At 67.3% G+C, this 13,698-nt stretch carries 13 protein-coding genes; 4 read left to right on the top strand and 9 right to left on the bottom strand.

Annotated features, from left to right (window positions below; genetic code table 11):
• Positions 1-7: 7 nt before the first annotated feature.
• From ACSHSS_RS07370 to betC, 3 genes are all read right to left on the bottom strand, one after another.
• Positions 8-1,147 carry a porin gene (locus ACSHSS_RS07370; RefSeq protein WP_006396383.1) on the bottom strand — a complete coding sequence of 380 codons (1,140 nt, stop codon included), beginning with the start codon at positions 1,145-1,147 and terminating at the stop codon, positions 8-10.
• A 264-nt stretch (positions 1,148-1,411) separates the two neighbouring features.
• Complete coding sequence (gene choX / locus ACSHSS_RS07365) at positions 1,412-2,374, bottom strand: choline ABC transporter substrate-binding protein (protein WP_006406042.1); 963 nt, start codon at positions 2,372-2,374, stop codon at positions 1,412-1,414.
• A gap of 45 nt (positions 2,375-2,419) precedes the next feature.
• Positions 2,420-3,955: a choline-sulfatase gene (gene betC, locus ACSHSS_RS07360; protein ID WP_445544774.1), complete on the bottom strand. Its 1,536-nt coding sequence runs from the start codon at positions 3,953-3,955 to the stop codon at positions 2,420-2,422.
• Positions 3,956-3,983: 28 nt separating this feature from the next.
• Between betC and ACSHSS_RS07355 the strand changes: the two genes are divergently transcribed.
• From ACSHSS_RS07355 to purU, 3 genes are all read left to right on the top strand, one after another.
• The gene (locus tag ACSHSS_RS07355) at positions 3,984-4,175 is read left to right on the top strand and encodes a hypothetical protein (protein ID WP_230938493.1); all 192 of its coding nucleotides are present in this window, start codon (positions 3,984-3,986) and stop codon (positions 4,173-4,175) included.
• Between the two features lie 8 nt (positions 4,176-4,183).
• Positions 4,184-5,101: a choline sulfate utilization transcriptional regulator gene (locus ACSHSS_RS07350; RefSeq protein ID WP_006396379.1), complete on the top strand. Its 918-nt coding sequence runs from the start codon at positions 4,184-4,186 to the stop codon at positions 5,099-5,101.
• A 161-nt stretch (positions 5,102-5,262) separates the two neighbouring features.
• Positions 5,263-6,147 carry a formyltetrahydrofolate deformylase gene (purU, locus tag ACSHSS_RS07345; RefSeq protein WP_105855520.1) on the top strand — a complete coding sequence of 295 codons (885 nt, stop codon included), beginning with the start codon at positions 5,263-5,265 and terminating at the stop codon, positions 6,145-6,147.
• A gap of 57 nt (positions 6,148-6,204) precedes the next feature.
• On the opposite strand, the gene ACSHSS_RS07340 is transcribed toward purU, so the two are convergent.
• Genes ACSHSS_RS07340 through ACSHSS_RS07315 form a run of 6 tightly spaced genes read right to left on the bottom strand, consistent with a single transcriptional unit; the run spans position 6,205 to position 12,411 of the window.
• On the bottom strand, positions 6,205-6,858 hold the full coding sequence (locus tag ACSHSS_RS07340) for a nucleoside/nucleotide kinase family protein (protein ID WP_105855521.1): 654 nt from the start codon (positions 6,856-6,858) through the stop codon (positions 6,205-6,207).
• Positions 6,855-7,748 carry a sugar phosphate isomerase/epimerase family protein gene (locus ACSHSS_RS07335; protein ID WP_060095315.1) on the bottom strand — a complete coding sequence of 298 codons (894 nt, stop codon included), beginning with the start codon at positions 7,746-7,748 and terminating at the stop codon, positions 6,855-6,857. Before ACSHSS_RS07335 ends, ACSHSS_RS07340 begins: the two co-directional genes overlap by 4 nt.
• Positions 7,749-8,801: an ABC transporter permease gene (locus ACSHSS_RS07330; RefSeq protein WP_105855522.1), complete on the bottom strand. Its 1,053-nt coding sequence runs from the start codon at positions 8,799-8,801 to the stop codon at positions 7,749-7,751.
• Positions 8,798-9,811 (bottom strand): ABC transporter permease, encoded by a 1,014-nt coding sequence (locus ACSHSS_RS07325; RefSeq protein ID WP_060095318.1) that lies wholly within the window; start codon positions 9,809-9,811, stop codon positions 8,798-8,800. Before ACSHSS_RS07325 ends, ACSHSS_RS07330 begins: the two co-directional genes overlap by 4 nt.
• The gene (locus tag ACSHSS_RS07320) at positions 9,804-11,366 is read right to left on the bottom strand and encodes a sugar ABC transporter ATP-binding protein (protein ID WP_175795053.1); all 1,563 of its coding nucleotides are present in this window, start codon (positions 11,364-11,366) and stop codon (positions 9,804-9,806) included. Before ACSHSS_RS07320 ends, ACSHSS_RS07325 begins: the two co-directional genes overlap by 8 nt.
• Positions 11,367-11,418: 52 nt before the next feature.
• On the bottom strand, positions 11,419-12,411 hold the full coding sequence (locus ACSHSS_RS07315) for a substrate-binding domain-containing protein (protein ID WP_006396372.1): 993 nt from the start codon (positions 12,409-12,411) through the stop codon (positions 11,419-11,421).
• Positions 12,412-12,618: 207 nt separating this feature from the next.
• Here ACSHSS_RS07315 and ACSHSS_RS07310 point away from each other — a divergent pair, with 207 nt between their 5' ends.
• The gene (locus tag ACSHSS_RS07310; protein ID WP_175795051.1) at positions 12,619-13,683 is read left to right on the top strand and encodes a LacI family DNA-binding transcriptional regulator; all 1,065 of its coding nucleotides are present in this window, start codon (positions 12,619-12,621) and stop codon (positions 13,681-13,683) included.
• The last annotated feature ends 15 nt before the right edge of the window (positions 13,684-13,698 follow it).

Below are 13,698 nucleotides of genomic sequence, written 5' to 3'. Positions count from 1 at the left end.
GCGCCGGTCAGAACGAATGCCGCATCCCGATCCGCACGTCCGCCTGCGTCTGCGTCGTGGACGGCGTGAAGCTGTAGCCGATCACCGCATCGACACCCTGCGATGCACGCAGGTAGTCGCCCGAGATGTAGACGTCGGTGCGCTTCGACAGCAGGTAATGCAGGCCGGCCGTGCCCTGGTTCCAGTGGTGGCCTTCGAAGCGCGTGTGCTGATAGCCCGCGATGAAGCTCAGTGCCGGCGTGAACTGATACAGGCCGCCGCCTTCGTACACCTGCATGTGCGACGACTGGCCGAAACCCTTGATCGTCGTGTACGAGTAGTTCGCATCGAGCGTCAGCTTGCCGATCGTGTAGCTCGCGCCGACGCCGAACGTGCCCTGGCTGTCGACGTTCATCGCCGTGTTCGCGAACAGGTCGGTCCGCTGGCCGGTCGCCGGATCGACGGTCACCGTCTGCTGGCCGAGGAACGTGTGCGTGCCGATCATCGCGTACGGATCGAACGCATAGATGCCGTTCGGGTTGTTCAGGCGCGTGTACGCGGCGCCGATCGAGAAGTCGCCCTTCGTGAAGCTGGCGCCCGCGCTCCATGCGCTGTTGCGGTGGAAGTTGCCGGCGACGTTGCCGAACGAGTACATCGCGCCGAACTTGAAGCCGCTCAGGTCGCTCGACAGGAACTTGACCGAGTTGGGCAGGCGATCGCCGTTGAAGCGGTCGAAGTCGCCCTGGTGGATCGCGTAACCGCTGCCCCACGCGGAGATGTTGTAGATCGACACGAGCTCGTTGGTGATGTCGAGCTGATTGCCGAACGACAGCGTACCCCAGTTGTTCTGCAGGCCGACGTAAGCCTGGCGGCCGAATTCGGCGCCGCCGAAGCCGAGCTGTCCGTTGCCGAGACGGAAGCCGCTTTCGAGCGCGAACACGGCCTTCAGGCCGCCGCCCAGATCCTCGGTGCCCTTCAGGCCGAAGCGGTTTCCATATGCGACGCCGTCGTCGAACTTGAACACGTGCGAGCCGCCGGTGTTGTTCACGTACGTGACGCCTGCGTCGATGATCCCGTACAGCGTCACGCTGCTTTGTGCATGACCGATCGCGGGAACACACGCCGCGCATGCGAGCGCGACTGCCACGGCAACTTTCGATTGCTTCATTGTCGACCACCCTCCCTGACCCGTTCGATGGAAATAACCGCTGTCCGGCGCGCGCCGCGATACGCCGGCTCAGGGTTGATATGTAATTCGGTAAATCGGATGGCTTCGGTATTTCGTTTTCCGCAATAGCGCAGCCATGGCCGAAAAATACAAACCCATATTTCCTGTGACCCGTCTGAACGCGACACCAAATGGTCTCGTTGCGACCGCTCGGGAAAACACGGATGCCGGGCGGCACGGTGCAACCGGCCGCCCGCGAAGCGGTCAATGGCCGTCGAGCGCCGCGCGCACGGCCGGCAGGCCCGGTGCGCCGCTAGCCGTCGTCACGCCGTCCAGCCAGCCGGCGACGAGCGACGGGTCGGCCTTCAGCGCGTGTTGCGCGGCGAGCGCAGGCGACGTCTTTTTTTCCAGCATGTCGGCGATCATCCGGTTCTCGACGTCGACCGAGAACGTCATCTGCCGGAACAGGCGCGCGAGGTTCGTGCACTGGTCGGCGAAGCCGGCGCGCGCCACCGTGTTGACCGTCGCGCCGCCGTAGTTCGGGCCGAAGTATGCGTCGCCGCCGGAGAGGTATGTCAGCTTGAACTTCGTGTTCATCAGGTGCGGCTCCCACGCGAGGAACACGATCCAGCGTTTGTCGCGCACCGCACGCTCGACCTGCGTGAGCATCCCGGTCTCGCTCGATTCGACGAGCGACCAGTTCGCGGAGCCGAGCGCATGGTCGGACAGCATCCGCTTGATGTTCTGGTTCGCCGGCGCGCCGGGCTCGATCCCGTAGATCTTGTCGCCGAAGCGGTCCGCGTAGCGCGCGAGATCGGCGAACGTATGGACACCGGCAGCCGCGACGTAGTCGGGCACCGCGAGCGTGAACTTCGCGCCGCTCAGGTTCGCGTGCAGCACGTCGATCGATTTCTCGTCGACGAACGGCTTCACGAGCGGCGCCTGCGCCGGCATCCAGTTGCCGAGGAACACGTCGACCTGCCCTTTCTTCAGCCCCTGATACGTGATCGGCACCGACAGGTTCGCCACGTCCTGCCGATAGCCGAGCGCCTTCAGCACGACGCCCGCCATCGCGTTCGTCGCGTCGATGTCGGTCCAGCCGGGCGCCGCCATCCGCACGTCGCGGCACGTCTGCGGTTCGGCCGCATGCGCGGCCGTCATGCACGCGGCCGCGGCGAGCGCCGCACCGATCCGGATTGCTGCATTGCATTGCCGTTGCCGTTTCATCGTCCGCTTCCTCCGTCGTTTATCAGTGATCGCGATGCGATACGTTCAGTGCCCGACGCGCGGAAAGCGCGCCATCGCTTCGAGCGTGTCGAGTTCGATGTGATTGCGCATGTAGCGCTGGCTCGCATCGGTGAAAGGCTGCCAGTCCCACGGCTGGATCCACCCTTGCGTCGTCGCCGCGTAATGAAAGCGGCGCCGACGCTGGCTCGCGCGCACCTGCCGGTCGAGTTCCGGCAGGTTCCAGCGCCGTGCCGCTTCCGCGCGGAAGGCGGCCAGCACGTCGGCCGCCTCCGGCGCGCCCGCGAGATTCGTCAGTTCGCGCGGATCGTCGGACAGGTTGTACAGCTGCTCCGGATCGGCCGGGCAATGCACGTACTTCCAGTCGCCACGCCGGATCATCACGATCGGCGCGATCGCGCCTTCGGCCAGATACTCGCCGAGCGCGACATCGTGTGCGGCCGTGCCGCGCAGATGCGGGACGAGACTGGCGCCGTCCACCGCATCAGGCCAGCCGCCTTCCGGCGTCGCGTTCGCGAGGTCGACGAGCGTCGGCAGCAGATCGAGATGCGACACGGGACCGCGCACGCGCGCGGCGTCGAAGCGCTGCGGTGCATGGACGATCAGCGGCACGCGGCAGCCGCCTTCGAAGAACGTCATCTTGTACCAGAGCCCGCGCTCGCCGAGCATGTCGCCGTGATCGGACGTGACGATCACGATCGTATCGTCGGCGAACCCGCACTGCTCGAGCGCCGCGAGCACGCTGCCGAACTGTGCGTCGACGTACGACGTCGCGCCGTAGTAGGCGCGCCGCGCCGCGCGGATCTGCGCGTCGCTCGGCGGCGTGCGGTCGTTCTCGCAGACGAAGCGCAGCCGCTGCGAATGCGGATCGCTGTCCGATGCGCCGAGCCGCACGGCCGGCATGTCGATCTCGTCGTCGCTGTACAGATCCCAGTATTCGCGCGTGATCGCATACGGGTCGTGCGGGTGCGTCAGCGACACGACCATGCAGAACGGCCGTTCGTCGCGGCCCGCGGCACGCTCGCGCGCGAAGTCGTACAGCTTCTGCTTCGCGGCGAACGTCACTTCGTCGTCGAAGTCGAGCTGGTTCGTGCGCACGCACGGGCCCGCGTCGAGCACCGAGCTCATGTTGTGATACCAGCTCGGCCGCTCGGTCGGACGATCCCAGTCGGGCACCCAGCCGAAATCGGCCGGATAGATGTCGGTCGTCAGCCGCTCCTCGAAGCCGTGCAGTTGGTCGGGCCCGCAGAAGTGCATCTTGCCGGACAGCATCGTCCGATAGCCGGCCGCGCGCAGATAGTGCGCGAACGTCAGCGTTTGCGCCGGCAATTCGGCGGCGTTATCGTAGGCGCCGATCCCGGACGGCAGCTTGCCCGTCAGCAGCGAGAAGCGCGACGGCGCGCAGAGCGGGCTCGCGCAGTAGGCGGCGTCGAACACCACGCCTTGCGCGGCGAGCCGGTCGAGCGTCGGCGTGCGCGCGACGCGGTTGCCGTATGCCGGCAGCGCGAACGGCGTCAGCTGGTCGGCCATCAGGATCAGGATGTTGGGAGTCGGGTTCGTCATCGGCGTTCGTGAGGAAATCGCTGTTCGAATGGAGCAGATCGACGCGCAGGCAGCTGCGCATCCGGCATCGCGGACGCAGCCTGCAGAAAGTGCCGCGCGCACCGGCCGCGACTGGCTAGAATCGCGGAAGGCCTTGCGCGGCGCGGTGCCGCGCCGTCCGATGCACTATCTCCCGCCCGAATTCGCGCGGGAAGGCGTCCGGCTCTTATGGGGCCATTAGAGGGACTTATGTCGAAACCGGAACCGTTACCGTCGATGCAGGCGTTGCGCGCGTTCGAGTCGGCCGCGCGGCTCGCGAGCTTCACGGCCGCTGCGCGCGAGCTCGGCTCCACGCAGCCGGCCGTCAGCCAGCAGGTGTTTCAGCTCGAGGCCGAGCTCGGCGTGCCGCTGTTCGAGCGCAGCCCGCGCGGCGTCACGCTGACGGCCGACGGCGAATGCCTGTACGAGGCCGTCCGGCTCAGCCTCGACACCTTGCGCGGCGCGACCGCGACGCTGCGCGCGCGCCGCGAGCACGGCACGCTGACGATCGTCACCGACTTCGGTTTCGCGACGTACTGGCTGATGCCGCGCCTTGCCGGGCTCAAGCGCGTGATGCCCGACGTCGACGTGCGCGTGGTCACGTCGCAGGACTACGACGCGCAGCGCGACCATGCCGACATCGCGATCCTGTTCGGCGACGGCCACTGGCCGTCGTGCACGGCCGCGCGGCTGTTTGCGGAGTCGGTCACGCCGGTCTGCTCGCCGGCGTTCCGCGATGCACATCCGCACGTCTCGCGGCCCGAGCATCTGGCTGCGCTGCCGTTGCTCCACGTGCAGCCGACGCGCCCCGAGCGCTGGCTGTCGTGGGCCGGCTGGTTCGACGCGCACGGCCTCGACGCGCAGGCCGCGGCGCGCGGCGTGACATTCAACAGCTACGCGCTCGTGATCCATGCGGCGCTGCTCGGCGAAGGTGTGGCGCTCGGCTGGTCGCCGCTCGTCGACGAGCTCGTCGCGGCCGGCCAGCTCGTGAAGCTCGTCGACGCGCCGGTCGTCACGTCGCGCGGTTATTTTCTGGTGCGGCCGCCGCAGCGGCCGGAGCCGGACGCGACGCATGTGTTCCGGCGGTGGCTGCTCGATGCGTGTGCGTGTGCGGGGGCGGGCGTGTAAACCCTGCGCCGTTCCCCTCCCCGATTTCCGAGCCGCCCGCCCGCTGGCGCGCCGATACCAGTCACACGGCGCGTCGGTTCTATCCGCTCGCAATCTGGCCTGATTTACTACGGCATCGCGATTTGCAGTCGCGAATCGCCTACCGAGACCAGAGGAGCCCCATGAGCGACGTCCACCGTCCCGAACAATTCGTCCTGACGCTGTCGTGCGCGAGCGCAGCCGGCCAGGTAGCCGCCGTCGTCGGCTTTCTCGAGCGCCATCGCTGCTACGTCGATGCGCTGAACGTGTTCGACGACGATCTCAGCAACCATTTCTTCGTGCGCTGCGTGTTTCATCCGACGGATGAAACCCTTCAGATCGACGCCCTGCGACAAGAGTTCGGGCCGATCGCGGCTTCGCTCGCGGGCGGCGCAGGCGACACGCAATGGGCCATCCACGACGTCAACGCGCGCCCGAAGGTTCTGATCATGGTGTCGAAGCTCGAGCACTGCCTCGCGGATCTGCTGTTCCGCTGGCGGATGGGCGAGCTGAAGATGGACATCGTCGGCATCGTGTCGAACCATCCGGACTTCGAACCGCTTGCCGCGCAGCACGGGCTGCCGTTCCGCCACTTCCCGATCACGCCCGACACGAAGGCGCAGCAGGAAGCGCAGTGGCTCGACTTCTTCGAGACGAGCGGCGCCGAGCTCGTGATCCTCGCGCGCTACATGCAGGTGCTGTCGCAGGAGACGAGCGCGAAGCTCGCGAACCGCGCAATCAACATCCACCACTCCTTCCTGCCGGGTTTCAAGGGCGCGAAGCCGTATCACCAGGCGCATGCGCGCGGCGTGAAGCTGATCGGCGCGACCGCGCACTTCGTGACCGACGATCTCGACGAAGGCCCGATCATCGAGCAGGTCGTCGAGCGCGTCGATCATGCGCTGCGGCCGGAGCAGCTGCTCGCGGTCGGCCGCGATGTCGAATGCATCACGCTCGCGCGGGCGGTGAAGGCGTTTATCGAGCGAAGGGTGTTTTTGAACGGGGATCGGACGGTGGTGTTTTCCTGAACGGATCGCGCGCGGCAGGTTCGCGAACCGCCGCGCGCGCCCGACGCACGGCTCGCGTCAGCCGTCACGAACGCGAAAGTCGGCCGGCGCGCTGTGCGACAGCACCGTATCGACGTTGACGAGATCGTTGCCGTCGAGCTTCTCGCGCACCGCGTCGGCATCCATCCCGTACCGCTGCCATCGGCGCGTCAGTCGCTCGGCAAGCACCGCCCGCGGCAAGTCGAGCATTATCGTCACGTCGAACAGCGAGCGCAGCGCGCACCACGGCGGCGTCTCGAGCAGCAGGTAGTTGCCTTCGACGAGCACGAGCCGCGTCGACGCCGGCACGATCGCGGCGCCGGCCCGCGCGATTTCCAGATCGCGGTCGAATACCGGCACCGCGATATCGCGGCCATCGTCGGCGCGCAGCCGGCCGAGCAGCGCCGCAAGGCCGTCGACGTCGAACGTATGCGGCGCGCCCTTGCGCGCGCGCTCGCCACGCGCGTTCAGCACGCGATCGTCGAAATGGAAGCCGTCCATCGCGACCACCGCAGCCGAATTCGGCACGCGCGCGTCGAGCTCGGCGCGCAGCCGCTCCGCGAACGTGCTCTTGCCGGCGCCTGGCGGCCCCGCAATCGCGACGACGCGCCGCGTCGCACGCTGTGTCCGGTGCAGATGATCGACCAACGCGGCGAACGTGACGGGCTGCCCGGCGGCGATCGCATCGCTCACGGCAAGCGGCTCCGCTCGGCCTGCTTCAACGCCTCCTGCGCCGACTTCAGCTGCACGCGCGTGTACGCCAGCGCATGCGACGCGAGATCGCGGCTGTCCTCCCAAAGATTGCGCCAGATCGCGAGAATGCCTTCGAGCGGCTGGCCGACGACGCGCGACGAAAAGCTCTCGAACGTAATCGGCCCCGTATAGCCGCTGAACACCAGCGCGCGAAACACCGCCGTGAAGTCGACGTTGCCCGAGCCGAGATAGCCGCGATGCGAATCGCCGATGTGGAAATAGCCGAGGCGATCGCCGGTATCGCGGATCGCCGACATGATGTCCGACTCCTCGATGTTCATGTGATAGGTGTCGAGATGCACCTTGACGTTCGGCCGGCCGATGCGCTCGCAGAGCTCGACGCCCTGCGATGCAGTATTGAGCACGTTCGATTCGTAGCGGTTCACGACCTCGAGCCCGAGCGTGATCCCGTATTGCGCGGCCGTGTCGGCGACCTGCCCGAGGATGTCGGCAGCCATTGCGACGCCGGCGCGCGTCGTCGGCACCGCGTTCTTCTGGAACGCGGAATACAGGATCCCGCACACGTGCGTGGCGCCGCAGTCGCGTGCGACGCGCAGCACGTCGTCGAGCTTCGCCTTGCCGCGCGCCGCGCGCGCCGGGTCGCCGCTCGAGATGTCCGTCTGCGCGTCGAGCCCGAGCGAAAACGTGACGCCGAGCCCGTGCCGCTCGAGTTCGCGTCGCGTGAATTCCGTGTCGATGGACGCCGGATCGAGCGCCGGCACCTCGATGAAGTCGAAGCCGGTTTCGGCCGTGCGCGCGATTGCGCGCGCGCATTCGTCGCGGCTCCAGCCGGCTTCCCAGACCAGTGCATGTACGCCAAGCTTGTTCATTCATTCTCCTTTCGTCGAAGGTGTGCCGGGCCGCCGTGCGCGGAATCCCGCGCGTAATCGGCGAATGGACGCGTCAACGCCATGCGCCCATGCCCAGCGGATCAGCATCACGGCAAGCAGGAACGCGCCCCATAGCGCGGTGGCGAGGTGCTGGCTCGCGCCGAGCAGATTGAGCCCGGACGCGATCACCTGCAGGATCAGCAGTGCGATCACGACCGGCACGACGCGACCGAACCCGCCGAACGGATCGACTCGCCCGAGGAAGCACGCGAGGACCGAAATCAGGAGGAACGCTTCGCCGTGCCCGACCCGCACCGAATTGAATCGCGACAGCATCACGATGCCCGCCACGCCGCACATCAGCCCGGACAGCATGTAGACGCGCGTGATCGCCCGCGCCGTCGCGATACCCGAATAGCGCGTGGCTTCGACGTTCGAACCGATCATGCGCGTCACGAAGCCAAGCCGCGAATACGTCATCAGCACATGCCAGCCGAGCGCGCAAACCGCGAAGATCCAGAGCGGCACCGGCACACCGAGCCACAGACCATTGCCCATCGTCCTCACGAGCGGCGGGAAGCCGGAGATGTCGCCGCCGCGTGTCAGGAATTCGCCGAGCCCGCGCAGGAAGATCATGGCCGACAGCGACACGAGAATCGGGCTCGCGCCCGTATGCGCGATGACCGCGCCGATCAGCCAGCCGGCCGCCGCGCCCGTCGCGAGCGCGGCGAGCATGCCGAGCGCGATCGTGCCGATGCCGGCGTCCACGCCGCCGTGCGACTGGATCACCCATGCCATCGCGAGCCCGGCGATGTTGGCAGTGAACGTCACCGCGAGGTTGAAGCCGCCCGAGATCAATGGCATCAGCATCGCCAGCGTGAAGAGCCCGAGCTCGGGCAGCTGGAACGCGATCGACACGAACGTGCCGGCCGTCAGGAACCGGTCCGACGCGACGCTCATCGCGGCGACGACGAATACGAGGAAACCGAGCAAGCCGGCGACGTCGGCGGGAATCGGCAACGCCGCGGCAGGCCGATGAAAACGCGTGGTCATGATGGCGCCCTCGCATTCGACGATGGAAAGCGCGAACCGATGAGTCGCGCGACGCGATCGCTCGACAGCGTGATCGCGATCAGGATCACGGCGCCGACGATCATCTTGAACGCATACGGCGACACGCCGAGCAGGTTCAGTCCGTTTGCGGCAATCGACACGAGCACGATCCCGAGGATCGCGCCGAGCACCGTGCCGCGACCGCCGCCGAGCCGCGCACCGCCGAGCACGACGGCGGCCAGCACGTCGAGCTCGCGTCCGTACAGCGCGTTGGGCACCACTTCCTGCACGTAGTGCGCCTGCATCAGGCCCGCGATGCCGGCCATCATCCCGAGCCAGCCGTATGCGACGTAGTGCATCGTGCCGAGAGAGATGCCGACGCGCCGCGCGGCCTCCGCGTTGTCGCCGGCCGCGTAGAGCTGACGGCCGAGCGTCGTGCGCTGCAGCAGGAACCAGGTCGCGCCGACCGCGACGAGCATCGCCGCGACCGGCAGCGCGAGATCGGCCGCGCCGCTCGGCGTATCGACGTGCAGCAGCGAAATCCGGTTCATCCACCAGTCCGGCAGATCGTAGATCGACACGCCGCCCGTCGCGAACATCAGGCCACCGAAGAACACGTTGAACGTCGCGATCGTCGCGACGATCGACACGACGCGAAACCGATAGATGATCGTCGCATTCACGGCGCCGAGCAGGAACCCGAAGCCCGCTGCCGCGGCGACACCGAGCGCCCAGTTGCCGCCGCCGAGCCGCAGCATCGCGAGCGCGGTCAGATACTGAACCACCGACGCGCCGACTGCGAACGAGATGTCGATGCCGCCCGCCACGAGCACGACCAGCAGTCCGGCCGCGAAGATCAGGTTCACGGAACTCTGGTTCAGCAGGTCGAACAGGTTCGGCAGCGTGAGGAACGTCGACGTCGAGAGGCCGAGGCCGATCGCCATTGCGGCAATGACGGCCAGCAGCAGCGCCTCGATCGAACCGAGGCCGAGTGTGTGGAGGTTACGCATGGACGTCTCGCTCGATCTCGCCGATGGAAGTACGGCCCGGTACATAGTCGGCGACGATGCGGCCGCCGCGCATGTGCAGGATCCGATCGGCGTTGAAATAAACCTCCGGAATTTCGTCCGAGATCAGGATGATCGCCATGCCGGCCGCGGCCAGCTCGCGGATGATCGCGAAGATGCCGGCCCGCGCACCGACGTCGACACCGACCGTCGGCGCATCGAGAATCAACAGCTTCGGCCGCGTCGCGAGCCATTTGGCGAGTACCACGCGCTGCTGGTTGCCGCCGGACAGCGTCGACACCGCATCGTCGGGCCGCCCGATCTTGATCGCGAGCCGGTCGATCCAGTCGCGAATCAGCGCATCGCGCCGGCGCGGCGAAATCAGCCGCGCGGCGCCGAGCAGTTCATCGAGCACCGTGATCACCGTGTTGTCGCCGATCGATTGTGGCTGCACGAGGCCGAGCTGTAGCCGGTCTTCCGACACGTACGCGATGCCGGCCCGGATCGCATCGCGATTGGAGCGGCACGTGAGACGCTGGCCGTCGAGCTCGATCGTGCCGGCGTGCGGTCGCGACATGCCGAACAGCGACAGCGCGAGTTCGGTACGCCCCGCGCCGAGGCGGCCCGTGATGCCGAGAATCTCGCCGCGCCGCACGGTCAGCGACACGCCGTCGTATTCGCCGCGCCGCGACAGGCCGTCCACGCGCAACACGATCGGCGCGGCCGACAAGTCGGTCGTGCGCACCGCATAGTCGAAGGTGCGGCCGGTCATCAGTTCCGCGAGCCGCATCTGCGTCATGCCGGCAGTCGGAAACGTGCCGACGTAGCGGCCGTCGCGCATCACGGTCACGCGGCTGCACACGTCGAGCACCTCGGCGAGCCGATGGCTGACGAACACGACCGCGATGCCGTCGGCGGACAGGCGCCGCACGATCGCGAGCAGCGCTTCGGTCTCGGCATGGCTCAGCGACGCGGTCGGTTCGTCCATGAACACGAGCCGCGCATCGGCGACGAGCGCGCGTGCGATCGCCACCACCTGACGTTGCGCGATCGACAGCCGGCGCACGGGCCGGTCGAGATCCAGCGTCACGCCGAGCCGCGCGAGAATCTGCCGCGCAGCCGCCTTCATCCTGCGGTAATCGACAAGCCGCGGCCGTGCGCCGAGGTTCTGCTCGAACGCGATGTTCTCGGCGACGGTCATCTCCGGAAACAGCGCGAGGTCCTGCCAGATCACCTGAATGCCGAGCTCGCGCGCCCGCGCCGGGTTCAGCTCCGCAACGGGCTGCCCGTCGAAGCGGATCGACGCGCCGGGCTCGGGCCGATACACGCCGTTGACGATCTTGATCAGCGTGCTCTTGCCGCAGCCGTTTTCGCCGGCAAGACACAGCACTTCGCCCGGCTGCACGTCGAAACGCACGTTCTGCAACGCATGCACGCCGCCGAACACCTTCGACACGCGTTCGAGTTCGAGCAACGCCGGCGCGTGCGCCGCGTCCGCGGCCGGTGGCGACATCGATCGTGCGACCGCTGCGCGATCGCCTGAATGGACTGACATCATCGCAACTCTCCAGTGCGCGCCGTGTCGATACGGCGCGTTTGCCACGGGTCGCTCAGAGCCCTTGCTTCGCGAGCGTGTCGACGGTCTTTTCGTTGAGCTCGACGAGCTGGTTGACGATCAGGTTGTGTCCTTCGGGATGCACGACGCCGAGCCCGGGAATCGTCGCGCCGTCCTTCACCGGCTGCCCCTTCGCGAGCATCGTGCCGAGCGTCACGAACACTTCGCCGGCCTGCTCGGGATTCCACATGTAGCCGCCCGTCAGCACGCCCTCGTGCACGAGCCGGCGGCCCTGCCCCGGCGAGAACGGGCCGAGCACGACGACCTTGCCTTTCGCCTGCCGCTCCGCGACGGCGCGCGCGGCGCCGATCGGCCCCTGGCTGCCGAACGCGAGAATCGCCTTCAGATTCGGATGTGCGCGCATCAGGTCGAGCGCCGTCTTGCGCGATGCGTCGACGTCTTCGGCAACGCCGTAGCGATCGCCGACGAGCTTCATGTCGGGCGCATTGGCCTTCAGGTAGGCGATCGCCGCATCGGCCCACGCGTTGTGCAGCGGCACGGTCAGCGAGCCGACGAACACCGCATACTCGCCCTTGCCGCCCACCGCGCTCGCGAGGCTTTTCGCATACGCTTCGCCGAAACCCTTCGCGGAGGCGAGTTCGAAATTCCAGTCGACGTTCTGCTGGTTCGGCGACTCGTGCGTGACGACCTTGATGCCGGCCGCACGGGCGCGTTGCAGCACCGGTTCGAGCACCTTCGCGTCGTTCGGCACGACGCCGATCACGTCGACGCGCTGCGCGATCAGATCCTCGATCGCGCGCACCTGCAGCGCCGGATCGGCGCTCGTCGGCCCGACCATGAACGCCTTCACGCCGAGTTGCTCGGCCCGTTTGCGGATGCCGGCGTCCATCGCGTTGAACCATGGAATGCCGCCGATCTTCACGACGATGCCGATCACCGGCTTGTCGGGCGACGCCACCGCACTACCCATCGAGAGAACGAATGCGGTCAAGCCCGCGCACAGTGCGCGCACGAAGTTTCCTGACATGTCTCCTCCATCGGAAGGCGGCCGTCGCGCCGCCATCGTCGGGCGGCGCATCCGGCCAGTTGCTAAATCCATTCAGCAATCTGTTTTGCTGATGCTGAATGGATTTAGCTTCGTTGAGAAGCGCGGGAAAACCCGAATAGGGCGGCGCGGCGTAAAACGAATACCGTCGGGTGACCGATAAGCACGACGCCAGGGAAACCGACGCAGATGGCCCGCCACACCACCGGACGCAAGTCCACGATTTACGACATCGCAAAAACGACCGGCGCATCGACGTCGACCGTCAGCATGGTGCTGAACGGCACGTGGGCGCGCTACCGGATCAAGGAAGAAACGGCGAACCGCATCCTCGCGTGCGCAGAGGCGCTCGGCTACAACGTGAACCTGAGCGCGCGCGGCCTGCGGCTGTCGCGCTCTGGGCTGGCCGGCATGATCATCCCGCACTATCGCAACCGCTTCTTCGCGGGGCTGGCCGAAACGTTCGAGGACGAGGCACGTCGCCGCGGCCTGTGCCCGATCGTTGTGGGCACGCAGCGCGATCCGGCCGTCGAATCGAGCGTCACGCAAACGTTGCTCGCGCAACGAGTCGAATGGCTGTTCGTTGCCGGCGTGCGCGATCCCGCGCCGCTGAACGCACTGTGCGACAAGGCCGGCGTACCGTCGATCAATCTCGATCTGCCCGGCCCCGGCGCGCCGTCGATCGTATCGGACAACCGCGGCGGCGCTCGCGCGCTGACCGAACGACTCATCGACAAGATGCTCGCGCGCGGCGAGTCGCCCGCGGAGCTGATCCTGCTCGGCGGGTTCGCCGGCGAATACGCGACGGAGATGCGCATCGCCGGATTCCGCGACGCATTCGAAGCGCGACGCCTGACGCCGCCGGCCGCCGACGCGATCGAATGCTGCGGCTATAGCCCCGACGCGGCGCGACAGGCGCTCGCGCGACGTTATGCGGCGCTCGGCCGGCTGCCGGCCGGCATGCTGATGAATTCGATCACGGCGTTCGAAGGGCTCGTCCGCTTCGCGTCCGGGTTGCCGTGGGACATCTGGCAGCGCACGGCCGTCGGCTGCTTCGACTGGGATCCGTTCGCCGCGCGGTTGCCTTTCGATGTGACGATGCTGCGTCAGGACGTGCAGAAAATGATCGCGGAAGCGTTCGCGCTGCTCGATGCGCCGGACACGACGCCGCATCCGACCGTCATGGTGCCGACGCGCTTCATGGACACGCTCGACGACGACACGACCGCGCCGGACGACGCGCGTGCCGACTGAACGTCATGCGCGATA

The sequence above is a fragment of the Burkholderia sp. BC1 genome (genome assembly GCF_052683555.1).
This window is presented reverse-complemented; position numbering and strand designations above follow the sequence as displayed.

Coding starts and splice junctions, on each gene's coding strand:
- ACSHSS_RS07330 (WP_105855522.1), bottom strand. CDS start 8,801: ATGACCACGCGTTTTCATCGGCCTGCCGCGGCGTTGCCGATTCCCGCC.
- ACSHSS_RS07335 (WP_060095315.1), bottom strand. CDS start 7,748: ATGAACAAGCTTGGCGTACATGCACTGGTCTGGGAAGCCGGCTGGAGC.
- purU (WP_105855520.1), top strand. CDS start 5,263: ATGAGCGACGTCCACCGTCCCGAACAATTCGTCCTGACGCTGTCGTGC.
- ACSHSS_RS07325 (WP_060095318.1), bottom strand. CDS start 9,811: ATGCGTAACCTCCACACACTCGGCCTCGGTTCGATCGAGGCGCTGCTG.
- ACSHSS_RS07315 (WP_006396372.1), bottom strand. CDS start 12,411: ATGTCAGGAAACTTCGTGCGCGCACTGTGCGCGGGCTTGACCGCATTC.
- choX (WP_006406042.1), bottom strand. CDS start 2,374: ATGAAACGGCAACGGCAATGCAATGCAGCAATCCGGATCGGTGCGGCG.
- ACSHSS_RS07370 (WP_006396383.1), bottom strand. CDS start 1,147: ATGAAGCAATCGAAAGTTGCCGTGGCAGTCGCGCTCGCATGCGCGGCG.
- ACSHSS_RS07350 (WP_006396379.1), top strand. CDS start 4,184: ATGTCGAAACCGGAACCGTTACCGTCGATGCAGGCGTTGCGCGCGTTC.
- ACSHSS_RS07310 (WP_175795051.1), top strand. CDS start 12,619: ATGGCCCGCCACACCACCGGACGCAAGTCCACGATTTACGACATCGCA.
- ACSHSS_RS07355 (WP_230938493.1), top strand. CDS start 3,984: ATGGAGCAGATCGACGCGCAGGCAGCTGCGCATCCGGCATCGCGGACG.
- ACSHSS_RS07320 (WP_175795053.1), bottom strand. CDS start 11,366: ATGATGTCAGTCCATTCAGGCGATCGCGCAGCGGTCGCACGATCGATG.
- betC (WP_445544774.1), bottom strand. CDS start 3,955: ATGACGAACCCGACTCCCAACATCCTGATCCTGATGGCCGACCAGCTG.